The organism is Ruminococcus callidus ATCC 27760 (genome assembly GCF_000468015.1).
GTDB classification, from domain to species: Bacteria; Bacillota; Clostridia; order Oscillospirales; family Ruminococcaceae; genus Ruminococcus_C; species Ruminococcus_C callidus.
This window is the reverse complement of record NZ_KI260415.1, coordinates 78061-101950: the sequence shown is the minus strand read 5'-3', so window position 1 is coordinate 101950 and position 23890 is coordinate 78061. Positions and strand designations below refer to the sequence as shown.

General features: G+C 49.9%; 24 protein-coding genes. 20 read left to right on the top strand and 4 right to left on the bottom strand.

What is annotated here, in order from left to right; genetic code table 11:
- The first annotated feature begins 77 nt into the window (after nucleotides 1–77).
- From RUMCAL_RS09075 to pyk, 3 genes are all read left to right on the top strand, one after another.
- Nucleotides 78–2444, top strand: a complete 2367-nt coding sequence (locus tag RUMCAL_RS09075) for an ATP-dependent helicase (RefSeq protein ID WP_021682467.1) — start codon at nucleotides 78–80, stop codon at nucleotides 2442–2444.
- A gap of 3 nt (nucleotides 2445–2447) precedes the next feature.
- Nucleotides 2448–3257 carry an amidohydrolase family protein gene (locus RUMCAL_RS09070; RefSeq protein WP_021682466.1) on the top strand — a complete coding sequence of 270 codons (810 nt, stop codon included), beginning with the start codon at nucleotides 2448–2450 and terminating at the stop codon, nucleotides 3255–3257.
- Nucleotides 3258–3418: 161 nt separating this feature from the next.
- Nucleotides 3419–4837, top strand: coding sequence for a pyruvate kinase (pyk, locus tag RUMCAL_RS09065; RefSeq protein ID WP_040647697.1), 1419 nt, complete (start codon nucleotides 3419–3421; stop codon nucleotides 4835–4837).
- Between the two features lie 136 nt (nucleotides 4838–4973).
- Here the strand turns inward: pyk and RUMCAL_RS09060 are convergent, their stop codons facing one another.
- From RUMCAL_RS09060 to RUMCAL_RS09045, 4 genes are all read right to left on the bottom strand, one after another.
- Nucleotides 4974–5918 (bottom strand): PP2C family protein-serine/threonine phosphatase, encoded by a 945-nt coding sequence (locus RUMCAL_RS09060; protein ID WP_021682464.1) that lies wholly within the window; start codon nucleotides 5916–5918, stop codon nucleotides 4974–4976.
- A gap of 205 nt (nucleotides 5919–6123) precedes the next feature.
- Nucleotides 6124–6738, bottom strand: a complete 615-nt coding sequence (locus tag RUMCAL_RS09055) for a J domain-containing protein (RefSeq protein WP_021682462.1) — start codon at nucleotides 6736–6738, stop codon at nucleotides 6124–6126.
- 3 nt (nucleotides 6739–6741) lie between these two features.
- The gene (locus RUMCAL_RS09050; RefSeq protein ID WP_040647694.1) at nucleotides 6742–7569 is read right to left on the bottom strand and encodes a DUF5685 family protein; all 828 of its coding nucleotides are present in this window, start codon (nucleotides 7567–7569) and stop codon (nucleotides 6742–6744) included.
- A gap of 3 nt (nucleotides 7570–7572) precedes the next feature.
- On the bottom strand, nucleotides 7573–7983 hold the full coding sequence (locus RUMCAL_RS09045; RefSeq protein ID WP_040647689.1) for a hypothetical protein: 411 nt from the start codon (nucleotides 7981–7983) through the stop codon (nucleotides 7573–7575).
- Between the two features lie 31 nt (nucleotides 7984–8014).
- Here RUMCAL_RS09045 and RUMCAL_RS15975 point away from each other — a divergent pair, with 31 nt between their 5' ends.
- From RUMCAL_RS15975 to RUMCAL_RS08960, 17 genes are all read left to right on the top strand, one after another.
- The gene (locus RUMCAL_RS15975; RefSeq protein WP_040647688.1) at nucleotides 8015–8233 is read left to right on the top strand and encodes a hypothetical protein; all 219 of its coding nucleotides are present in this window, start codon (nucleotides 8015–8017) and stop codon (nucleotides 8231–8233) included.
- 48 nt (nucleotides 8234–8281) lie between these two features.
- Entirely contained in the window at nucleotides 8282–8779 is a 498-nt protein-coding gene (locus RUMCAL_RS14665) for an NUDIX hydrolase (protein ID WP_021682458.1), read from the top strand.
- A 250-nt stretch (nucleotides 8780–9029) separates the two neighbouring features.
- Nucleotides 9030–10010: a glycosyltransferase family 2 protein gene (locus tag RUMCAL_RS09030; protein ID WP_040647687.1), complete on the top strand. Its 981-nt coding sequence runs from the start codon at nucleotides 9030–9032 to the stop codon at nucleotides 10008–10010.
- A complete protein-coding gene (locus RUMCAL_RS09025; RefSeq protein ID WP_021682456.1) occupies nucleotides 10011–10964 on the top strand; it encodes a WG repeat-containing protein in 954 nt (317 codons plus the stop codon). It begins immediately after the preceding gene.
- A gap of 102 nt (nucleotides 10965–11066) precedes the next feature.
- On the top strand, nucleotides 11067–11567 hold the full coding sequence (purE, locus tag RUMCAL_RS09020; protein WP_021682455.1) for a 5-(carboxyamino)imidazole ribonucleotide mutase: 501 nt from the start codon (nucleotides 11067–11069) through the stop codon (nucleotides 11565–11567).
- A gap of 42 nt (nucleotides 11568–11609) precedes the next feature.
- Nucleotides 11610–12329, top strand: a complete 720-nt coding sequence (gene purC / locus RUMCAL_RS09015) for a phosphoribosylaminoimidazolesuccinocarboxamide synthase (protein ID WP_021682454.1) — start codon at nucleotides 11610–11612, stop codon at nucleotides 12327–12329.
- A gap of 3 nt (nucleotides 12330–12332) precedes the next feature.
- Nucleotides 12333–13754: an amidophosphoribosyltransferase gene (locus RUMCAL_RS09010; RefSeq protein WP_021682453.1), complete on the top strand. Its 1422-nt coding sequence runs from the start codon at nucleotides 12333–12335 to the stop codon at nucleotides 13752–13754.
- Nucleotides 13751–15190, top strand: a complete 1440-nt coding sequence (purF, locus tag RUMCAL_RS09005) for an amidophosphoribosyltransferase (protein WP_021682452.1) — start codon at nucleotides 13751–13753, stop codon at nucleotides 15188–15190. Before RUMCAL_RS09010 ends, purF begins: the two co-directional genes overlap by 4 nt.
- Nucleotides 15191–15268: 78 nt before the next feature.
- Nucleotides 15269–16303: a phosphoribosylformylglycinamidine cyclo-ligase gene (purM, locus tag RUMCAL_RS09000; RefSeq protein WP_021682451.1), complete on the top strand. Its 1035-nt coding sequence runs from the start codon at nucleotides 15269–15271 to the stop codon at nucleotides 16301–16303.
- A gap of 19 nt (nucleotides 16304–16322) precedes the next feature.
- Nucleotides 16323–16949, top strand: coding sequence for a phosphoribosylglycinamide formyltransferase (purN, locus tag RUMCAL_RS08995; protein WP_021682450.1), 627 nt, complete (start codon nucleotides 16323–16325; stop codon nucleotides 16947–16949).
- A gap of 24 nt (nucleotides 16950–16973) precedes the next feature.
- Nucleotides 16974–17687, top strand: a complete 714-nt coding sequence (locus RUMCAL_RS08990; protein ID WP_021682449.1) for an IMP cyclohydrolase — start codon at nucleotides 16974–16976, stop codon at nucleotides 17685–17687.
- A 12-nt stretch (nucleotides 17688–17699) separates the two neighbouring features.
- The gene (locus tag RUMCAL_RS08985) at nucleotides 17700–18881 is read left to right on the top strand and encodes a phosphoribosylaminoimidazolecarboxamide formyltransferase (protein WP_021682448.1); all 1182 of its coding nucleotides are present in this window, start codon (nucleotides 17700–17702) and stop codon (nucleotides 18879–18881) included.
- An 18-nt stretch (nucleotides 18882–18899) separates the two neighbouring features.
- Entirely contained in the window at nucleotides 18900–20180 is a 1281-nt protein-coding gene (gene purD, locus RUMCAL_RS08980; RefSeq protein WP_021682447.1) for a phosphoribosylamine--glycine ligase, read from the top strand.
- A gap of 44 nt (nucleotides 20181–20224) precedes the next feature.
- Entirely contained in the window at nucleotides 20225–22069 is a 1845-nt protein-coding gene (gene uvrC, locus RUMCAL_RS08975) for an excinuclease ABC subunit UvrC (RefSeq protein WP_040647686.1), read from the top strand.
- Between the two features lie 154 nt (nucleotides 22070–22223).
- Complete coding sequence (gene rsmD / locus RUMCAL_RS08970) at nucleotides 22224–22766, top strand: 16S rRNA (guanine(966)-N(2))-methyltransferase RsmD (protein WP_021682444.1); 543 nt, start codon at nucleotides 22224–22226, stop codon at nucleotides 22764–22766.
- 7 nt (nucleotides 22767–22773) lie between these two features.
- Nucleotides 22774–23271 carry a pantetheine-phosphate adenylyltransferase gene (gene coaD, locus RUMCAL_RS08965; RefSeq protein ID WP_021682443.1) on the top strand — a complete coding sequence of 166 codons (498 nt, stop codon included), beginning with the start codon at nucleotides 22774–22776 and terminating at the stop codon, nucleotides 23269–23271.
- Entirely contained in the window at nucleotides 23268–23720 is a 453-nt protein-coding gene (locus RUMCAL_RS08960) for a hypothetical protein (protein ID WP_021682442.1), read from the top strand. The genes coaD and RUMCAL_RS08960 overlap by 4 nt, the downstream gene beginning before the upstream one ends.
- Nucleotides 23721–23890: the final 170 nt, after the last annotated feature.

The following is a 23890-nucleotide window of genomic DNA, read 5'->3' as shown; positions in this document are numbered from 1 at the left end:
GTCGCCAGACGCTCTTTGTGCGGTATTGCCTAAACACATATGCGAATCTGAAATCCCGAAAGTAAGGAGAGAAAGCTATGACAGAAGCAGAGTGCATTGCATTAAAACAGCAGGCATTCCGAAAATATTTTCATTCTCTGAATGAACAACAGCAGCAGGCGGTTTTTTCCGTAAACGGACCGGTTCTGGTGCTCGCCGGTGCCGGCAGCGGCAAGACCACCGCCATTATCAGCCGAATTGTCAACATGATTTATTTTGGTGACGGCTACGCACAGGCAGACGGCTACCTGCCGGAAGAAGATGCCGTCTGGCTGCAAGCCTACATTGACGGAAAAGAACCGGAAGACGTGGAACGCCTGCGGGAGATACTGGCAATTGCCCCGATCCGTCCGTGGAACATTCTGGCGATCACCTTTACCAATAAGGCTGCCGGAGAAATGCGGGCACGTCTGGCAAGCACCCTGGGAGAGGAACTGGCATCTTCCGTGCATGCCTCCACGTTCCACTCTGCCTGTGTACAGATCCTGCGGCGAAGCATCGAACGGCTGGGATACGGCAGTGACTTTGCCATTTATGATGCGGACGATTCCCGAAAGCTGATGAAAAGCTGCCTTGCAGACTGCAATGTTTCCGAAAAGCAGTTTCCACCGCGGGGTATCGTACAGGAGATCAGCAACGCCAAAGATGCGATGATCTCGCCGGAGGAAATGTGGGAAGATGCCGGAGAAGACTACCGCAAGCAGACGGTTGCCAGACTGTATGCGGCGTACCAGCGGCATTTGCGGGAATCCAACGCTCTGGATTTTGACGATATTATTTACCTGACTGTGGAACTGTTCCGGCGGTTTCCGGAGGAACTGGCAAAGTATCAGTACCGTTTTCCCTATGTACTGGTGGACGAGTATCAGGACACGAACCATGCTCAGTATCAGCTGATTTCGCTGCTGACTCATGCCAGCGGAAACCTTTGTGTTGTGGGTGATGATGACCAGAGTATCTACCGGTTCCGCGGAGCGACGATCGAAAATATTCTCGGATTCGAAGAAGAATTTCCGGACTGCACCGTGATTCGTCTGGAACAGAATTATCGTTCCACCCAGAACATTCTGGACGCTGCCAACAGCGTGATTGCCAACAATACCGGCAGAAAGTCCAAGCATCTCTGGACCAATGCCGGAGCGGGGGAGAAGATCACGTGGTACAGAGCAGCAGACGAATCGGACGAGTCTGCCTATGTTTCGGATACTATTCTGAAACAGGTGAAAGCTGGCGAAAAGTACAGCGACCATGCGATTCTGTACCGTATGAACGCCCAGTCCAACATGCTGGAACGGGCATTGGTACATAAGGGAATCCCGTATCGCATTTACGGCGGCACACGATTCTATGACCGCAAGGAAATTAAAGATATTCTCGCCTATATGAGCATCGTGGAAAATCCCAACGACCGTGTGCGGTTTGAACGTATCGTCAACGAGCCTAAGCGGGGAATCGGCAACGCTACCCTTGCCCTGCTGCTGCAAATTTCGCAGGATCTGCACCTTTCTCCGCTGGAGGTCCTGCAGAATGTGGAACAGTATCCGGCACTTTCCAAGAAAAAAACGGCACTGAAAAAGTTTGCAGAACTCTGGGAGACGTTGATCACCGCAGAACGGGAACAACCGCTGGAACAGTTTCTGGATACGATTCTGGAGAAAACCGGCTACCATGGCATGCTGGAAAGCATGGGTGAGGAGGGCACGTTCCGTCTGGAAAACATTGAGGAATTGAAAACCTCGATCCTGACCTACCAGAACGAAGCTGAAGAAGCTTCTCTCGGCGGATTTCTGGAAGAAATTTCTCTGTACACGGACGTGGACAAATACGAACCGGATCAGGATACGGTGATGCTGATGACAGTGCATTCCGCCAAGGGTCTGGAATTCCGGAATGTTTTTCTGGTGGGTATGGAGCAGGGTGTTTTCCCCGGAAATCGCAGCCTGAGCACACCGCAGGATCTGGAGGAGGAACGCCGTCTGGCTTATGTAGCACTGACCCGTGCCAAGGAGAAGCTGACGCTGACTACTGCTGCCAGCCGTATGCTGTTTGGTATGACCATGCGAAATCCACCCTCGCAGTTTCTGGAAGAAATCGACAAGTCACTGCTGGAAGAAAAAACTTCCCGGCGGCAGTCCAAGCGGGGGATTCCGGCAGGCAATGCGGAGTCTGTGCAATCTATTTCTTTGTTGCAGCAGCAAATGGCTGCGTCCAAGAAACGGGTGTATCAGGCACAGCCCAAGGAATTTCACGTAGGTGAACGGGTAAGACATGCGGTTTTCGGCGACGGCACCGTGCTTTCAATTACCAAAATGGCAAATGATGCAATGCTGGAAGTCGGATTCGATCAGGTCGGCACCAAACGGTTAATGGCAAGCCACCCAAAAATCAAAAAGCTGGAGGAATGATTCTTGAAAAACGGTTATCGTATCACAGATGCTCATGCCCATGTGTTTCCGGACAAGATCGCGGAAAAGGCAACAGAGGGGATTTCTCATTTTTATGATCTGCCGATGCAGTACCATGGCAGAGTGGCAGAAATGTTAGAGAATGGCACGGCTGCTGGTATCGATCATTTTCTGGTCTGCTCTCCGGCAACTACCGTGACACAGGTACACTCGATCAACAGCTTTCTGGCATCTTGTGCGGCGGCATACCCCATGTGCACTGCTTTCGGAACGCTGCACCCTTATGCGGAAAACGTGGAGGCAGATTTTCAGCAGCTGCGATCCCTACAGCTTCGCGGTGTCAAGCTGCATCCGGATTTTCAGAATTTTCCCATTGATGATCCGCGGGCATATCCTATGTACGAAATGATCCAGAGCTCCGGTTTGCCGATCCTGATGCATATGGGTGATGCCAAGTCCGACTTTTCCCACCCGTACCGTCTGGCAATGATTTTGCGGCAGTTCCCGAAATTGCGGATCATTGCAGCACATTTCGGCGGCTGGGGGCAGTGGAAAGAGGCAAACGCCATTTTACAGCCGGATGAACGGCTGCGGTTCGATACCAGCAGCAGCCTGCCGTTTTTGCCGCCGGAGGAGATTCGAAAGCTGCTGTCCCACTTCGGGGCAGAGAACTGCTTCTTTGGCGTAGACTACCCCATGTGGGATTATAGAAAGGAACTGGAACGCTTTTTTGCATTGGAACTTTCGGATTCGGAAAATCGTGCAATTCTTTCCGAAAATCTCGAGGCATTTTTGGACGAATCCTACAGCTGATTTGATAATCAAAGAAATTTCAGAGAATGCTTATCTCAGAAAAGAAAAAAGTAAAATACTTTTCGTAAAATTAACTTTTCATTTTCTGTGTTTTGTGGTATACTAATAAAAGATAAGCATATGAAAGAATCTATACAACCAAAAGGATGCGTGAATTACTTATGAGAAAGACAAAGATTGTTTGTACGATCGGACCGGCGACAGATGACGATTCCGTTATGCGGCAAGTTATGCTTTCGGGCATGAACGTCGCTCGTTTTAACTTTTCCCACGGCGACCACGCCACACACGAAAAACGGTTTGAGCAGATCTCCCGCCTGCGGGAAGAACTGGGTCTGCCTATTGCCACACTGATGGACACCAGAGGACCGGAGATTCGGCTGGGCAAATTTGTAGATGATAAGCCAGTCACCATTGAAACCGGCGACACCTACACACTGACTACTGATGATGTTCTCTGTGATGATAAGGTAGGCAGCATTTCTTTCAAGAACCTGCCCCGTGATGTCAAGCCGGGCGTGCACATTCTGGTGAATGACGGCGTAATTGAAATGGTTGTGGAAAAGGTGACTGTCACTACAATTGTCTGCCATGTCATTCACGGTGGTGTTCTTTCGAACAATAAGGGAATCAACGTGCCGGGGGTACAGCTGTCTATGCCATACCTCAGTGAAAGCGATAAAAACGACTTGGAATTCGCAGCGAAAATGGGATTTGACTTTATCGCTGCCAGCTTCGTGCGGACTTCTGCGGATATTGACTATCTGCGGAAGTATACCCAGAGTCTGGGCTGGTTTGATGTCCGCATCATTGCCAAAATCGAAAATGTGGAAGGCGTTCGGAATATCGACGAGATTCTGGAAGCCTCTGACGGCATCATGGTTGCCCGCGGCGATCTGGGCGTAGAAATCCCCTTTGAGCAGATTCCGTCTGTCCAGAAGCAGCTGATTCGTAAGGGCTATCAGGCGGGCAAGCAGGTCATCACTGCAACCCAGATGCTGGAATCTATGATTACCAATCCGCGTCCGACCCGTGCCGAGATCACAGACGTTGCCAACGCGATCTATGACGGTACCAGTGCGATCATGCTTTCCGGCGAAACCGCTGCCGGTGCCTTTCCGGTAGAGGTTGTCCGCACCATGGATCTGATTGCACGTACCACCGAAGACGATATTGACTATAAGGGCATGCATTCTGCAAGCCGTACCAAAAAGAACGCGGACATTGCCAATGCGATTGCCCACGCGACAGTTACCACAGCACACGATCTGGACGCAGCTGCCATTCTGACAGTAACCATGTCCGGTGTCACTGCTAGAGAAATTTCCAAGTATCGTCCGTGCTGCCCGATCATCAGCTGTACGGTAAGCGAACGGGTACGCCGGCAGATGAACTTGAGCTGGGGCGTTTATCCGATGCTGGTCGATGAAGTTTCCAATACCGACTCGCTGTTTGATGCATCGATTCACGCTGCTCTCCGTTCCGATTTGGTCAACAAGGGGGATATTGTAGTAATCACTGCCGGTGCACCGGTAGGCGTTTCCAATACCACCAATATGATGAAGGTAGAACGTATCTGATTTCAGAAATCATAAAATGATACAAAAAACCGGCACAAGATGCTTTCACAACATCTTGTGCCGGTTTTGCTTGTTATGGCAATTATCACCGGATATAAAGGCAACATGCAGTTTTACATGCTGTCACCTCAGTTTATCAGTCAGTTTCCTTGTCGTCTGTTGCCGGAAGCACTTCCAGCACGATACAGGTAATATTATCCACGCCACCGTTCTGTAGTGCAGCCTGCACCAGCACTGCGGCTTCATTGAAATAATTTTCGGAGAGAAGCTCTGCAATTTCTTCGTCCGAACACATATTGGTCAGTCCATCGGTGCACAGCACAAACTTTGTGCCGACTTCCAACGGCAAGGGGGGTCTGCTGTCCGCATTTAACCCCGTCTTTTTGCGGTCGGAGCCGATGAACAATGTCAGCCGATGCTGATCGGGACTGTGCTTGGCTTCTTCTTCTGTATAGATCGCAGCTTCTACTTTTTGGTTGGCAACGGTATGGTCGCGGGTGAGCAGCGTCAACTGATCCGTCTGATAGCGATAGATCCGGCTGTCCCCCAGATAATATAACTTTACCGCATCTCCCAGAAAATAAAGCATGGAAAAAGTAGTTCCGCCGGTTTGGCAGTGCTTTTCTGTGAGCATGTCGCAAATGGCGTTGTTTGCCTCCGTGGTATAAGAAGAAACCAGCTGATCCAGCATACGTGTCCCGTCTGCGTGTTTCAGCTTTTTCTCGTATTTTCGGAGTGTCTGCACCGCAATTTCCGATGCCACTTCGCCATACGCTGCTCCGCCCATACCATCGAACACCGCAAAACTCATGCCGTCTGCGTAATGAATGGTATAGGAAGCAGAAAAATCGTTCCGGAATATGTCGTTCATATACAACCCTTCCAGATAGAAGTTGTCCTCATGATTGCCCCGCACTTTTCCGATGTGTGTTGCAACAGAAACACGCAGGTTGTAGTTCTTGATTCCGGAATGATAAAAGGGTTCTGATGTTTCTCCGGGATAATTTCCGCCATAGTAGAAAAATGGATTAGAACTTCGCGATTGCTCCGGCTCTGTATTTTTATGATTGAAAAACATCATAGAATCTCCTCATTCTTCAAAGCGGCTGTGGGGGAGCCGCTTCTGAAATTGGTATGACCTCAATTGTCATCATACCATATTCCGCGGGAAAAGTAAACACTTTTCCGTGAAAATTCCGAGAGAAGCCATGATTTTTCTCACATGGTACAGTTTTTTGAAAAAATATTGTGCAATACTTCCAAAATATAAGACCATTTTCTTTGTGTCAGGTACAATTGCAGCAGCAATCCAGAATCAGGTTCAGCAAAATATTTGCCGCACAGCAGCGAACACAGCCGCTGTCATCGAAGCCGCCGCCCATATAAGGCTGCTGCATTTGCTGGTAGGAGAAACCAGGGGATTCCAGCTGCTGTACCAGTTTCTGATATTCATAATTGTTGGGTTCCATTTGTGCAGCGGTTCTGGCATACTGGAGAGCCATAGCGTTGTTGCCGGCACCAGAATGTGCTACAGCAGAAACATAGTACCACTGGGCATTTCGGTTGCTGATGCCTTCCAGTACGCGGACAGCTTCGGTAAATCTGCCGTTGCGAATGAAGTTTACGGCAGCCTGCAAGTGAACGCTGTTCTCGTCGCCGGCTCCCGCAGAGGTGTTCCGGTTGTAGAAGTCGCCATATCCGCCGGAGTTCTTGTGCTGGCGTTCGTCCATGATCGTCTGGTATGCCTGCTGGATCTGCTTGAACTTTTCTTCATACATTTTTGCATTGGGTTTGTCCACGTTGGCATCGGGGTGATATTTCCGGCTAAGGGCACGATAAGCCTTTTTCACTTCCTGATCGGTTGCGGTGCGGGGAATCCCCAGTACTTCATATGGATCCATGTTTTATTTCTCCTGTTCTTTCTTTTTCTGATAAAACTTTGTCCAGACACCGGCATATAAAATATTTCGCAGGATCTCTTCATAGTGCAGAATGGGCAGCCGTTCAAATGCCGCCGCACAGGAAGACATCATCATTTGCAGCAGAGCCTCGCAGTTCTGCGAAAACTGCGGCTCGGTGGTGTCTGTCTGGTGAAAAGGGTTGTAGCACTGTTTTTTTCGGTCGTGTTCAAGATCGTCATAAGCGTCCAGCAGATAGATGAACTTTCCCAGATAAAATCCCACCTGCCGGAGCGTGTCTGCCCAGATGTCATCTTTCCAGACAAATAATTCGCCCAGCATGGTGCCAAAGCAACCTGCCGGAATTTCCGGATTGGATTCGTGATTCTGCTCCATTTCGTGCAGTTTTTCCAGTTGTGTGCGGACAACGCTGCACTTTTCCGGATACTGCTGTTGGATTTTCCGGTAGCTTCTGGAGGACATGCCGGCGGCGGCACGACGGGAGATCTTTCGCTCGTCGTTCCAGTCGTCCATGCACTTGTCACGAAACAGCAGAATGCTCATATCTGCGGCATAGTCTGTCACGGCACTTTGTATGTGCAGATTCTTGTGAAACGGGTGTGCAATACAGCGTTGTTCCGTCTTGGTTTCTTCCGGTTCATACAGACCGGTCAGCAGCAGGATCAGAAAAGTCATGTCATAGCTTAGCGTCCAGCGTGCCGCTGTACCGTGCCGCCGATGCAGTGCCTCACAAAGTCCGCAGTAACAGCCATGGTAAATGTCATATTCCCGAAACCGCAGTTCCGGCTTGTATGCCCGAATGTACCCGTACATCGCTTAACTCCGTTTGATAAAGTGATTGCGGCAGTTCGGACAGGTGATCTCGATCTTTCCCTTGCCCTTGGGAACACGGACTTTCTGTCCGCACTGGGGGCACTGGAAGATCCGGTGTGTTTTGTCGCCGCTTTTCTTGCCGAAGAAGCCGCGGATCGGGGCAGTCAGTTCCAGAAACTTTGCGTTTTCTGCCTGCCGGCGTGCAATATTCTTGGAAAAGATGCGGAAATAGGAATACACCAGCACTGCAATGGCAAGCAGATTAAAGATGCTGTTTGCCGCACTGCTTTTGCTGGAAAAAATGGCGACCAGCAGGAAAAACAGAAATACCCCGAAAAGGAATTTGTTCAGGGTATCGTTCCCGCCGTATCTGCCACGCATGAATTGCATCAGCCTTTCTCTGAAATTGGACATAGGGAAAACCTCCTTTTGTAAGGAAACAGGGTTGTCAAAAGTGTATTTCATATTATTATACCACACTCTTGCAGGAATGAAAAGCGGATTTTCCAAATTTTCATGCAATTTTCAGAAAAGGCAGTGCAATGCTTGTACGGAAGCTGATGTAAAAAAGGCAGATGAAGCGTTTTATCGCAGTAAAGCGGCTTTTTTCAAAGAATATTCAGAAATGCTTCTTGAAGCCGGAAAAGATTTCATGTTACAATAGAATTGCAATCAAATGTAAAGCAGCATGATGAAAGGAATGTGGTAAAGCATGGAATGGCTGGATATTTATGATGAGCACGGCAACCGAACCGGAAAAACAGCAGAACGCGGCACCTTTTTGTCTAAAGGGGAATATTTCCTGTGTGCCCATGTGATTCTGGAAAACACGGACGGTCTGTTCCTGATTCAGCAGCGTTCAGACACAAAGGCAACACGTCCCGGACAGTGGGATATTACTGCCGGTGCAGTGGACTGCGGTGAAGTCAGTCTGGACGGTGCTTTGCGGGAGGCGAAAGAGGAGGTCGGACTGACACTTCCCAGAGAAAAGATGCAGTTCCTGTTTCGGGACAAACGCCGCAGCTGTTACCATGATGTGTACTATATACAGATTCCTTTTTCCCTGCAAGACTGCACCATGCAGGAATCAGAAGTGCAGGATCTGCGGCTGGTGACAAGGAAGGAACTGCTGGACTTGCTGGAACAAATGTCCCACCGCTCCCCGAATTATAAGCGGCGGCTGACAGAATTCCTGTCCCACCGGAGCTGAAATTGATCTTCTGAAACACCGTGAAAATGGAAAATCCTGATTTGTTCTCATATTTTTTTGAAAATCGAAAAAAATATCCGGATTAGGGTATTGTAAAATGTCAGAAAAGGTGGTATAATAAATAAAGGCGTGCCAAAGGAGAAAAGATTTTAGGAAAATACTGCCATAGCCTGTGCGGTGTTGTCCTGGGGGAACGCCGAATATAACAGCCGATATTTATATGGACGGCTGTGGAACGGAAAGGATCGCTATGAAAAAAATTTCAATTGTGGTACCATGTTATAATGAACAGGAAGTGTTGCCACTTTTTTACATAGAAATTCAGAAAGTGATGCAGCAGATTCAGGAAGAACATGCAGATACCGAATTTGAACTGTTGTTTATCAATGACGGCTCCCGTGACGGAACACTGGCAAAGCTGCGGGAACTGGCGAAGCAGGACGAACGCGTTCGTTACATTTCGTTTTCCCGTAATTTTGGAAAAGAATCCGGTATGTATGCCGGCTTGGAAAATGCCACCGGAGATTATGTGGTCATCATGGACGCGGACTTGCAGCACCCGCCGGCATTCCTGCCGAAAATGTATAACATTGTTTTAAGTGGCGAATACGACTGTGCCACGACCCGCCGCGTCAGCCGAAAAGGGGAGCCGAAATTGCTTTCGTGGTTCTCCCGCAAGTTCTACAAGATCATGAAGCGGATTTCGCAGACGGAAATTGTGGACGGTGCACAGGATTTTCGCTTTATGACACGGCAGATGGTAGACTCCATTCTGGCTATGAAAGAGTATAACCGGTTTTCCAAAGGCATTTTCAGCTGGGTGGGATTCCGCACCAAATATATTGAATACGAGAATGTGGAACGTGCAGCAGGTACCAGCACATGGTCTTTCTGGAAACTGTTCCGCTATGCACTGGACGGCTTCTTTGCGTTTTCCACGGCACCGCTGACAATTTCTTCGATCCTCGGCGTGGCAAGCTGTCTGATTGCATTTATCATGATTATTGTCATCATCATCAAAAAGCTGGCATTCGGTGATCCGGTACAGGGCTTTGCCACTTTGATCTGTGCAATTTTCTTCATGGGCGGCTTGCAGCTGTTCTGTGTGGGCATTGCTGGTCAGTATCTGGCAAAAACCTATCTGGAAACCAAAAAACGCCCGATCTATCTGGTACAGGAAACTGAAAAAGATGCCCGCAAGGATATGGATACCGCGGCAGGAGAACAGTAAATGAACAAACATACCCGTCTGGCGGTAGGCATTCTCGTATTGGTTCTGGTGCTTCTGATCGTGGCAACTGTCAGCTTTTCGATAAACATCTCCAAAAAGTCTGCCGGCTCTCAGAACAGTACTTTTGACACGGGAACGAATTCCAACGGCAATGTCATTGTAGAGGGGGACGATCATCTCTACGGTGTATCCGATGCGGCAGGCAACCTGATTCTGGAACCGGAATGGAAAGAATTGCATTTTATCGGTTCGGATTACCTTTCTGCCGTACAGGAAAATGCTGACAGCAATTGTGTTGGTGTGCTGGATCTGGACGGCAACGTGGTCGCTCCTTTCGTCTATGACCATGTGGAGGCGTTGACAGATTCCTATTATCTGGCGGTGCTGGCGGAAAACCAGCAGGTGGTGTTGTATGACCACGATTTCCGTGCAGCAGATGCTATGGTCTGGGACAGCAGCACATGGGAAAAACCATTGCTGACAGTCACCAGCGGGGAAGATTCGTTTCAGTTCTCTCTGGAAAAAGATATCCTCCAGCTGGTGCAGTGTGACCTTGCACGGAAAACGGAAAAGATTTCGTTTTCTGTCCATGCTGAAAAAGTACATGCCGGGCTGCTGCTGCCGGAAGAATGGAGCAGCAGTGCCGATCAGACAGCGGCGTTTCTGGATATGGTGAAAATGCAGGATTTTTCCAAACTGCAGGACCTTACCGGACAGGATCATGAAAATGCTGTTCTGGGGAATATCGCTCCGGCGGATGCCAGGGTGACCCGTATGGATTCTGACGTGTATTTGCAGGCAGAACAAAACGAGGCGGGAAAACTGATTCTGACATGGCAGATCGGGCTGACGCTCCGCAATGCGGAAAATGCGTCGGAAAATAAGACACTGACGTTCAAAATGGAAAAGAACGGAAAAGAAACATGGGTGATAACAGAGGCGAAGCTTTCTTGATTCGCATTCTGCTTTCATAAACCGGCGAGGCATACTGCCTTGCCGCAACAGCACACCGGCTTGCAACAAGCGGTGTGTAACTCTGATTCAGGAGGAATACATATGTCAAAAAAAGTAGCAGTGATCATGGGCAGTGACAGCGATCTGCCGGTAGTAAAGGGTGCACTGGACGAACTGGACAAGTTCGGGATCCCGTATGAAGTGCATGTCATGTCCGCACACCGGACACCGGCACTGGCTGCGGAATTTGCCGGAAACGCGAAGAAAAACGGCTTCGGCGTGATTTTGTCCGCCGCAGGAAAGGCTGCACATCTGGGCGGCGTTCTGGCGGCACATACCACGCTGCCGGTGATCGGCATTCCGGTCAAGTCTTCTACACTGGACGGGCTGGACGCATTGCTGGCAACCGTACAGATGCCGAAGGGCATTCCGGTGGCAACTGTCGCAATCGACGGGGCAGCCAATGCCGCAATTCTGGCAGCACAGATGCTGGCACTGTCTGATCCGGAAATCGACGCAAAGCTGGAACAGATGAAAGCAGACATGGAACAGGGCGTAAAGGCAAAAGACGCAAAAATTTCAGCAGAATACAGTAACTGCTGATTTCATAATGATATAAATTTAATTTTTTTGGAGGAACAGAAAATGGCTGATTGGAAAAAAACAGAGCAGCTCTATGAGGGCAAGGCAAAGAAAGTATTCGCAACCGAGAATCCGGAAGTTGTGATCGTAGACTATAAGGACGATGCAACTGCATTCAACGGCGAAAAGAAGGGCACGATCGTTGGCAAGGGTGTTATCAACAACCGTATGTCCAACTACATCATGAAGCAGCTGGAAAAGGAAGGCGTTCCGACTCATCTGGTAGAGGAACTGAGCGACCGCGAAACTGCTGTAAAGAAGGTTTCTATCGTACCGCTGGAAGTTATTGTCCGCAACGTTGCAGCCGGCAGCTTCTCCAAGCGTATGGGCGTAGAAGAAGGCAAAGATCTGCTGTGCCCGATTCTGGAATTCAGCTACAAGTGCGACGAACTGAACGACCCGTTTATCAATGATGACTATGCACTGGCATTGGGTCTGGCAACACAGGAAGAAATCGACACGATCAAGAATTACACCCGCAAGGTCAACGAAGTTCTGAAGAAGTTCTTCCTGTCTATCGGCATTCGTCTGATCGACTTCAAGATCGAATTCGGCCGTCTGTCTGACGGTACAATCATTCTGGCAGATGAGATCTCTCCGGATACCTGCCGTCTGTGGGACGTAAAGACCAACGAGAAGCTGGATAAGGACCGTTTCCGCAGAGATATGGGCGGTACAGAAGAAGCTTATCAGGAAGTTATGAAGCGGATCTTTGGAGAATAATCCATGGGTGGCTTTTTTGGTGCAGTTTCAGCAAACGACTGCGTTCTCGACGTATTTTATGGGACGGACTATCATTCACATCTGGGGACACGACGCGGCGGTATGACATCCTATTCTGCGGAACTGGGATTCCAGCGGAATATTCACAGCATTGAAAACTCGCCTTTCCGGACAAAGTTCGAAAAGGACGTGGAAAAAATGCGGGGCAATATCTGCATCGGCTGTATCAGTGATACAGATCCCCAGCCGATCATGGTACGTTCCAAACTGGGGCTTTATGCAGTTTGCTCGATCGGCATTATTCAGAATGCAAAGGCACTTTCCGAAGAACTTCTGGAAAGCGGCTGTGCGAACTTTGAAACCATGAGCAGCGGTAACATCAACTCCGGCGGTCTGATCGGTGCGTTGATCGCACAGAAGCCGACCTTCGTGGAGGGGATCCGCTATGCTCAAAGTAAAATTGAAGGTACCATGTCTTTGGTCATCATGACAGAGGACTCCATTATCTGTGCAAGAGATCGGGCAGGAAAGCTGCCGATTCTGATCGGAAAGCGTTCAGACGGCTACTGCTTCTCGTTCGAATCCTTTGCATACCAGAAACTGGGGTATGAAACCTGCCACGAACTGAAGGCAGGGGAGATCACCTGTCTGACCAAGGACGGCTACGAAGTTCTCTATGAGGGAACGGAGGAGATGAAGATCTGTACCTTCCTCTGGACGTATTACGGGTATCCCACCGCCTGCTACGAGGGCGTGAATGTAGAAGTGATGCGTACCAAAAACGGTGAGATCATGGCGGAGAACGATATGAAAAACGGAAAGCTTCCGGACGTGGATTATGTCTGCGGCATTCCGGATTCCGGTGTTCCCCACGCCATTGGTTACGCCAACCGAAGCGGCATTCCATTTGCAAGACCGTTTATCAAGTATACACCCACATGGCCGAGAAGCTTCATGCCAGCCAATCAGTCCATGCGGAATCGGGTTGCAAAAATGAAGCTGATTCCTGTTCCGGAACTCATTCGGGGCAAGAAACTTCTTTTCGTAGATGACAGCATTGTTAGGGGCACACAGATGCGGGAAACGGTTGAGTTTCTCTATGAAAACGGTGCGAAGGAAGTCCACATGCGGTCTGCCTGTCCGCCGATTATGTACGGCTGTAAATATCTGAACTTCTCCAGAAGCACTTCGGAGATGGAACTGATCGCACGCCAGATCATTGATGAAAATGAGGGCGTTGCCGGTTTGCAGCATATTGACGAGTACAGCAACTCTAACACAGAGCGTGGAAAGCTGCTTCGGGACGAAATCTGTCGGCGTCTGCAACTGACGTCATTGGAATTTCAATCGCTGGAAGGCACGATTCGTGCCGTAGGAAAACCCGACTGTCAGCTCTGTTCGTATTGCTGGAACGGAAGGGAATGATTGTATTGAAGACAGGACTGCATGAGGAATGCGGTGTGTTTGGTGTCTATTCACCGCACACCACAGACGTTGCGGCGATGACATATGTTGCACTGTATGCACTTCAGCACAGAGGGCAGGAAAGCTGCGGGATCGTGGTAAACGATCGTGGCGTTTTCTCGCATCATAAGGATCTGGGATTGGTGCCGGAGGTATTTAACCGCAGTCAGATCGAAAAACTCGGACAAGGGAACATTTCGATCGGACATGTGCGGTATTCCACAACCGGAAAGCCGAGCCGTTCCAATGCACAGCCCATTGTGGTCCGCCATGTAAAAGGTCCCATGTCGATTGCCCATAACGGTAATCTGGTCAATGCACATGAGCTGCGGAGAAAGTATGAACTGCGTGGTGCGATTTTTCACACCACCAACGATACTGAAGTGATCTCTTATGCGGTGACGGAACAAAGACTGGAGCGTTCTTCTATTGAAGAAGCTGTGGAATACGCCATGTATGACCTGAAAGGTGCTTATTCCCTGGTCGTTATGTCCCCGCAGAAGCTGATCGCTGCCAGAGATCCCAACGGCTTCCGTCCTCTCTGTATGGGACGGCGGAAAGACGGCAGTATCGTATTTGCTTCGGAAACCTGTGCACTGGACAGCGTAGAGGCTGAGTTCGAACGGGAACTGGATCCCGGCGAAATTGTTATTGCAGACAGCGACGGCGTTCGCTCTGTCCGGACACACTGCGGACAGAAGCCCTCTTTGTGCGTGTTTGAGTATGTGTACTTTGCACGTCCGGATTCTGTCATCAATGGCTGTACCGTACACGATGCCCGCATTCGTGCCGGAAAGCTGCTCTGGAAAGAGCATCCGGTAGAAGCGGATGTAGTTATCGGTGTACCGGACAGCGGACTGGATGCCGCACTGGGACTGTCACAGGCTTCTGGAATCCCATATGAAGTCGGCTTTATCAAGAACCGCTATGTCGGCAGAACCTTTATCCAGCCCAATCAGAAGATGCGGACGGATTCCGTGCGGATCAAGCTGAATGTGGTAAAAAGCGTTGTGGCAGGCAAGCGTGTCATTCTGGTAGATGACAGTATTGTCCGCGGCACGACCTGCCAGCGGATCGTCAGTCTGCTGCGGGAAGCTGGTGCAACAGAAGTACATATGCGGATCTCCTGTCCGCCGTTTACAAATCCGTGCCATTTCGGCGTGGACATTGACAGTAAGGAAAACCTGATCGCATGCCAGATGACCATTCCGGAGATCTGTGAACATATCGGAGCAGATACACTGGGGTATCTGAGCATAGAAGGTGTGCAGTCGCTGGCAACGCCGGACATGACACCGCAGACTGGTTTTTGTACAGCATGTTTCACCGGCAATTATCCTATCGAAGTGCCGAAGGAAATGCCGAAAGATAAATTTGAAAAGAAGATAGGCGAATGATCGGGAAATTGCGAAAGGCGGTTTCCTGCGGCGATTCCGTATCGGATTCGCCCGACAAACTTTGGAGGTAACACATAAATGGAAAGCTATTCGGAAAGCTATAAAAAGGCAGGCGTAGATGTCACTGCCGGTTACAAGGCAGTGGAGTTGATGAAGTCCCATATTGCCAGAACCATGACAGCAAATGTGCTGACAGACATTGGCGGCTTCGGCGGTCTGTATGCACTGGATGTGGCAGGAATGCAGCAGCCGGTACTGGTTTCCGGTACAGACGGCGTAGGAACAAAGCTGAAAATCGCCTTTCTCATGGATAAGCATACTACCATTGGTATCGACTGTGTGGCAATGTGCGTCAATGATATTATCTGCTGCGGTGCAAAGCCCCAGTTCTTCCTGGACTATATTGCACTGGGCAAGAACGTTCCGGAAAAGGTCGCATCGATCGTTTCCGGTGTGGCAGAGGGCTGCGTACAGTCCGGCTGTGCACTGGTCGGCGGCGAAACTGCCGAGATGCCGGGCTTCTATCCGGAAGATGAATACGATGTTGCCGGTTTTGCCGTTGGTGTCGTAGATAAGAGCAAGATCCTGAACATGGACAGCCAGAAGGAAGGCGATGTGCTGATCGCAATGCAGTCCAGCGGCGTACATTCCAACGGATTCTCTCTGATCCGGAACGTATTCACAGTCAACGAACAGAATCTGGCTCGTCACTTCTCTGATCTGGGCACCACACTGGGCGACTGCCTGCTGACACCGACCAAGATCTATGTCAACGCGATTCAGCAACTGCTGGCAGAGGTACAGCCGAAGTCTATCGCTCACATTACCGGCGGCGGTTTCTATGAGAACATTCCGCGGGCACTGAAAAAGGGTCTGTCTGCAAAGATTGACCGCAGCGACGTGCAGGTTCTGCCGATCTTCGACCTGATCGCAAAGACTGGTAAGATTCCGGAACACGACATGTTCAACACCTTTAATATGGGTGTCGGCATGATGGTATGCGTGGCTCAGGAAGATGCAGATAAGGCAATCCGTATTCTGAATGCAGCAGGGGAACATGCCTATGTGCTGGGCGAACTGGTTGCATCTGATGATGGCGTGATCCTCAAGTAATAGAAAGAGGCAGAGCAAAATGAAAAATATTGTTGTGCTGGTTTCCGGCGGCGGAACGAATTTGCAGGCATTGATCGATGCACAGAAAAACGGGAAGATTCCGAACGGAAAAATCACCTGTGTGATTTCCTCCAATCCGGACGCATACGCACTGACCAGAGCCAAAGAAAACGGCATTGGCACCCGCGTTATCGTCCCGAAAGAATTTGCATCTCGTGAAATGTACAGCAAGGCACTGCTGGAAGCACTGTTTCAGGAATATGCCGATCTGATCGTACTGGCAGGCTTCATGACCATTCTGGATCAGTCGATCATTCGGGCATATCATAATCAGATCATCAACGTGCACCCGTCTTTGATCCCGTCCTTTTGCGGAGAGGGATTCTACGGACTGCATGTACACGAGGCAGCTTTGGCACGGGGCGTGAAGTTTACCGGTGCGACAGTGCACTTCGTCAACGAAGTCGCCGATGACGGACCGATCATTTTACAGCAGCCTGTTGCTGTATTTCCGGACGACACACCGGAAGTGCTGCAAAAGCGTGTCATGGAACAGGCAGAGTGGCAGATTCTGCCGCAGGCAGTGAACCTGTTCTGCAACGGACAGTTAGAAGTTCGAGAGAAAACCGTATTCATTAAGCAGTAAAGGCAATATCAGTAGGAGGAAATTATGAAGATTGCATCATTGCAGCAGGAATTGCAGCAGAATTCTTATCCGGGCCGCGGCATTGTGCTGGGACGTTCGGAGGACGGAGCGTATGCGGTTTTTGCATACTTTATCATGGGAAGAAGTGAAAACAGCCGGAACCGCGTTTTCGTAGAGGACGGTGCAGGTATCCGCACACAGGCATTTGATCCGTCGAAAATGGTAGACCCGAGCCTGATCATCTACGCACCGGTTCGCGTCCTGGGAGATTATACCATTGTGACCAATGGCGACCAGACAGACACTGTGTATGATTTGATGCAGGCTGGGAAAACTTTTGAGGAATCCCTGCGGACCCGTGAGTTCGAACCGGACGCACCGAACTATACGCCGCGTATCTCCGGACTGATCGACCAGAGCAATAATGGCTTTTCCTATGCACTGTCTATTCTGAAAAGTGCAGACGGCGATCCTTCCTCCTGCCAGAGATATACATTCTCCTATTCTAATCCCATTGCCGGCGTTGGACATTTCATTCACACCTATGAGGGTGATGGAAATCCGCTGCCGAGCTTTTCCGGCGAACCGCAGAAAATTGCGGTTTCCGGTGACATCGATGCGTTCACAGAAATGCTGTGGAACAGCCTGAATGCGGAGAACAAGGTTTCTCTGTTCGTTCGGTACATCGACCTCAAAACCAAGAAAACTGAAACCAGAATCGTAAACAAGAATCAGTAAGGAGGCACTTTCATGGCTAGTGAAATGCAATTAAAATACGGCTGTAATCCGAATCAGAAGCCGTCCCGCATCTATATGGAGGACGGCAGCGATCTGCCGATCACTGTACTGAACGGCAAGCCGGGCTATATCAATCTGCTGGACGCTTTCAATGGCTGGCAGCTGGTATCGGAACTGAAAGAAGCAACCGGCATGTGTGCGGCAACTTCTTTCAAGCACGTTTCTCCGGCAGGTGCCGCAGTTGGTGCACCGCTGTCTGATACCCTGAAGAAGATCTATTTCGTAGATGATCTGGGCGAACTCTCTCCGCTGGCGTGTGCTTATGCCCGTGCCCGCGGTGCAGACCGTATGTCTTCTTACGGTGACTTTATTGCTCTGTCTGACGTTTGCGACGTGCCCACTGCAAAGATGATCCAGCGGGAAGTTTCCGACGGTATCATTGCACCGGGATATGAGCCGGAGGCACTGGAAATCCTCAAGTCCAAGCGGAAGGGTACCTATAATATCATTCAGATCGATCCGGCATACCGTCCGGCAGAACTGGAACGGAAGCAGGTATTTGGCGTTACCTTTGAACAGGGACATAACTTCCTGAAGATCGACAAGGAAATGCTGTCCAATGTTGTTACCGACAACAAGGAAATTCCGGAAAAATATCAGAGAGATCTGCTGATTTCCCTGATTACGCTGAAGTATACCCAGTCTAACTCTGTATGCTATGTCAAGGACGGTCAGGCAATCGGTATCGGTGCCGGACAGCAGTCCCGTATCCACTGCACACGTCTTGCCGGCAATAAGGCAGACATCTGGTGGCTGCGTCAGCATCCCAAGGTTATGGGCTTGCAGTTCGTAGACGGTATCCGCCGTCCGGATCGTGACAATGCAATTGACGTGTACATTTCTGATGAATATATGGACGTGCTGGCAGAAGGTGCATGGCAGAATACATTCAAGGTAAAGCCGGAAGTGTTCACCAAGGAAGAACAGCAGGCATGGCTGGCACAGAACACAGAGGTTTGCCTCGGTTCTGACGCATTCTTCCCCTTCGGCGACAACATCGAACGTGCTCATAAGAGTGGCGTGCAGTACATCGCAGAGCCGGGCGGTTCGATTCGTGATGACCATGTTATTGCAACATGCAATAAGTACAATATGGCACTGGCGTTCACAGGCATTCGTCTGTTCCATCACTGATCGCAGGAGGAAGACAGCATGAAGATTTTAGTGGTTGGCGGCGGCGGACGGGAACACGCCATCGTCATGAAACTGGCAGAGAGCCCGCAGGTCGAGGCACTTTACTGTGCACCGGGCAACGGCGGCATTGCCAAGTATGCGAAGTGTTTTCCGGTAAAGGCAACCGATATTGACGGTATGGTCAAGCTGGCAAAGGAACTGGCAGTGGATCTGGTGTTTGTTGCACCGGACGATCCGCTGGTACTGGGCATGGCAGATGCGATGCAGGCAGAGGGCTTCATGACCTTTGGACCGAAGAAAAACGCAGCGATTCTGGAGGGCAGCAAGGTGTTCTCCAAGGAACTGATGCAGAAGTATCACATTCCGACTGCGGAATATCGTGTATTTGACAAGCCGCAGGAAGCTGAAGCTTACCTGAAAGAGAAGAACGAATATCCCACAGTTATCAAAGCAGACGGTCTTGCACTGGGAAAAGGCGTTGTCATTGCCCAGAATGAACAGGAAGCTTTTGATGCGATCGCATCGATCATGGAAGACAAGATCTTCGGGGAAAGCGGTTCCAAGGTTGTCATCGAAGAATTCCTGACTGGTCCGGAAGTTTCTGTGCTTAGCTTCACAGACGGCAAAACTGTTAAGCCGATGGTTTCTTCCATGGATCACAAGCGTGCACTGGACGGCGATCAGGGTCTGAACACCGGCGGCATGGGCACTGTTGCCCCGAACCCGTACTACACACCGGAAATTGCACAGCAGTGTATGGATACCATTTTCCTTCCCACCATTCGTGCGATGCAGGAGGAGGGCAGACCGTTCACCGGCTGTCTGTATTTCGGACTGATGCTGACACCCAAGGGACCGAAGGTCATCGAGTATAACTGCCGGTTCGGCGATCCGGAAACACAGGTAGTTTTGCCGCTGCTGGATACCGATCTGGTAGACATTATGCTGGCGATCTGGAACGGTACATTGGATCAGCTGGACATTCAGTGGAAAGACGGCTGTGCAGCCTGCGTAGTTATGGCAAGCGGCGGCTATCCGAAAAAGTATGCTACCGGTCTTCCGATCGCTGGTCTGGACGAAAACGGACAGACTGCAAACTGCTTTGTTTACCATGCAGGCACCAAGCTGGACGGGGACACATTCCTGACAGCCGGCGGTCGTGTGCTGGGCGTTACAGCAACTGCGGCAACTCTGCCGGAGGCACTGGACACTGCTTATGTAGGCGTTAAAACCATTTCGTTCCAAGATGCACATTACCGGAAGGACATCGGACAGCGTGCACTGAAGGCACTGTCTTAATACATTATCAATTGTAATGGAAAATCAACACTCGGAGGCGTTGTATGAATTGTCGTTTACCTGTACTGCGGGAAAAAACTGCAAAGTTAACAACGTCGCCGGGTGTTTATTTGATGAAAGATCAGAAGTCTGAGATCATCTATATCGGAAAAGCAAAGAATCTGAAAAATCGTGTGACAAGTTATTTTCGGGAGTCAGCCGACCATACCCCCAAAGTGGCAAGTATGGTGGAGCATGTGTATGACTACGATTTTATTGTCACCGACTCGGAATATGAAGCCCTTGTTCTGGAATGCAGCCTGATCAAACAGCATCAGCCGAAATATAACATTCTGCTGAAAGATGACAAGGGGTATACCTATCTCTGCTTTTCCGAGGAGCCGTATCCCAGACTGACGGTAGAGAAAAACAAGAAGAAAGCCGGCACCTATCTGGGACCTTATATGAGTGGCTATGTGGCACGGGAAGCTGCCAAAGAGGCAAACCGTGTATTTCAGCTGCCCACGTGCCGCAAACGTTTTCCGGAGGATTTCAAAAAGACACGCCCCTGCCTGAACTATCACATCAAGCAGTGCATGGGCGTTTGCCGCGGCTGCATTTCGCAAAAAGATTACGCAGAAGTGATTCAGCAGGCGAAAGCGTATATCCAGATGGGCAGCACAGATTCCGTAAAGCGAATGCAGGAGGAAATGGAGCGTGCAGCAGAAGCACTGGACTTTGAACGTGCGGCAATGCTGCGGGATCGGATCGCCGCAGTGACCAAAGCCGGAGAAACCCAGAAGATCATGGACGCGGCTCTGGAAGAAGCCGACGTGATCGCCATGGCGGAACATATGGGTACCCAGTGTGTGTCCATTCTGCGGTATCGCGGCAGACGGCTTTTTGATAAGGAAACGTTCTTTTTCCAGGAAAACGCCTCCCGCGAAGAAGTCATGGACTCCTACCTGACACAGTACTACGAACATCACCGCGGAGAGATCCCCAAAAATATTGTGCTGGAATTTGCCATGCCCGATCCGGAGATGTACGAGCAGCTGTTCACCAATTTTGCCGGCAGACGGGTGCATATCACCGTTCCCCAACGTGGAATGCTGTGCCAGTTTGTGCAGCTTTCCCGCAATAATGCCAACGAAGAACTGGCGATTCGCTTCAACCGGACGGGCAGGGAAGTGCAGGCACTGGAGGAACTGGGAGCCGTGCTGGGATTACCTCAGCCGCCGCAGTATATCGAAGCCTACGACATTTCCAATCTCTCCTCTACCTCTATGGTCTGCGGCATGGTGGTATTTGAAAACGGCAGACCGCTGAAAAAAGCCTATAAACGTTTTCGCATGAAAGAGCATGTCACACAGGACGACTATGCCTGTATGAAAGAAGCCCTGACCAGACGGCTGAAACACTATCTGGCACAGGACGAGGAGGGCTTTTCCAGACTGCCGGACTTGATTCTGCTGGACGGCGGACAGGGACATGTGAACACGATCGCACCGGTAATCAGCGGCTTCGGGCTGCACATTCCGGTGTTCGGCATGGTGAAAGACCAGAAGCACCGCACCCGTGCCATTTCCAGTGCCGGCGGGGAGATCTCCCTTTCTGCCAATCGTTCTGCATTCCACCTGCTGACGCAGATACAGGACGAAGTGCACCGTTACTCCGTAGCGTATATGCACAGCATTCACGTCAAGTCCTCATATCAGATGGAACTGACAAAAGTCCGTGGCATCGGGGAGAAAAAGGCACAGAAGCTGTTGCTCCGGTTCAAGACACTGGTGAATCTGAAACAGGCAACACTGGAGGAACTGGAAACCACTGCCGGCATCAATCGGACAACTGCTGAGGAGCTCTACGGCGTGATTCAGGAGATGACCGGCGGAAATTCTACAGGGTAAATAAAAGCGGTATCATAAGCTTTGCAAAAAAATACTGGACATTTGCCGCATTTCGTTGTATAATAAAAAGAGTGTGTTGCCCTGGGGAACATGCTTTGAGAAAATCACATGTCATGCGGGAATTCCCCATGACATCTGCAAAGGAGAGATCGGTATGCGTGTAATTGCCGGCAGTGCAAGAGGAAGAAGACTGAAAACATTGGAAGGCATGGACGTGCGTCCGACTACCGACAAAGTAAAGGAAGCCATTTTTTCGGCAATTCAGTTTGATTTGCCTGATGCGGCAGTGCTGGACTTGTTTGCAGGCAGCGGGCAAATGGGAATCGAGGCGTTGAGCCGCGGTGCGGCATCAGTGGTATTTGTAGATCGTTCCGCACGTTCCCTACAGGTGACACGGGAAAATCTGGAATCGGTACAGTTTGCAGAACAGGCACAGCTGCACCAGACAGAGGCACAGTCGTTTTTGCAGTCCACTGCCATGCAGTTTGACATTGCCATTCTGGACCCGCCGTATCGAAAGGGCATGCATGAAAAGCTGCTGCCGCTGTTGGCAGAACATATGGCGGATAATGGCATTGTCATCTGCGAACACGAAACCGGTTTGGAAATGCCCCAGTCTGTAGGCGTTCTGGAACAGAAAAAGCAGAAAAAGTACGGTGCCATTACAGTCACCACCTACATTTGCAGAAGGGACTGAAATACATATGGAACGAATTGCGGTTTGTCCGGGAAGCTTTGATCCCGTTACAGTGGGACATCTGGATATTATCACCCGTGCATCGAAGCTGTTCGATCAGGTGATCGTGTTGGTGTCCAAGAACATCATGAAGAATAACGCCTGCTTTTCGCCGCAGGAACGCAGGGACATGATCTTGTGTGTTACACGGGATCTGCCCAATGTGACGGTAGATATTTCTGACGGACTGCTGGCGGATTACGTCAAAGACGCAGGAGCAACGGCGATCGTCAAAGGCTTGCGTGCGGTGAGTGACTTCGAATACGAGTTCCAGATGGCACTGGCGAACCGGAAACTGTACGCCGGAGCCGAAACCGTCTTTCTGACTACAACTTCAGAGAATATGTACCTGAGTTCCAGCGTGGTGAAACAGATCGCTGCATTTGGCGGTGACATCAGCCACTTTGTGCCGCCGGAAATACTGGATATGATTGTAAAACGATTGGTAAAGGAGAAGCTGTCATGAATATAGAAGAAATTTTAGATGATATGGACGACCTGCTGGATCGTTCCCGCCCGATTCCGTTTGCCGCACATAAGGCTGTGATCGATGCAGACCGCATGCGGGAATTGCTGAATTCTGCACATCTGAATATTCCGGCAGAGATCAAGCGTGCAAAGCTGATCGATTCTGACTGCGACCGCATTATCAATGAAGCCAGAGAAAAGGCGGAAGCAATCATACAGGACGCGGAAACCCGTGCAAGCCGCATGATCTCGGAACAGGCGATTTTGCAGGAAGCCAAAAAGCGTGCACTGGATATGCTGACAAAGGCACAGAACGGCTCCAATGACATTAAAGATGCTGCGGAAAAATACGTCAATCGTTTGCTTGATGAAGCACAGGATTATTTCCGGAACAACTTACAGGAAGTACAGCGAACGAAAGACAAGATTAACAGCGTAAAAAAGTAAGAAAATAAAGAAAAATCCGAAAATTTATATTTTTTCTTATAAATAGACATATCTTTTTGCTATACTTAAATTATGAAAATCATGAAGCAAATTTATGCAGAGATGCACCGGAAAAAGTTTGTTTCATAAGGTTTCTTGAAAAGAAAGCCAAAGGAAGGACGGGATAGATT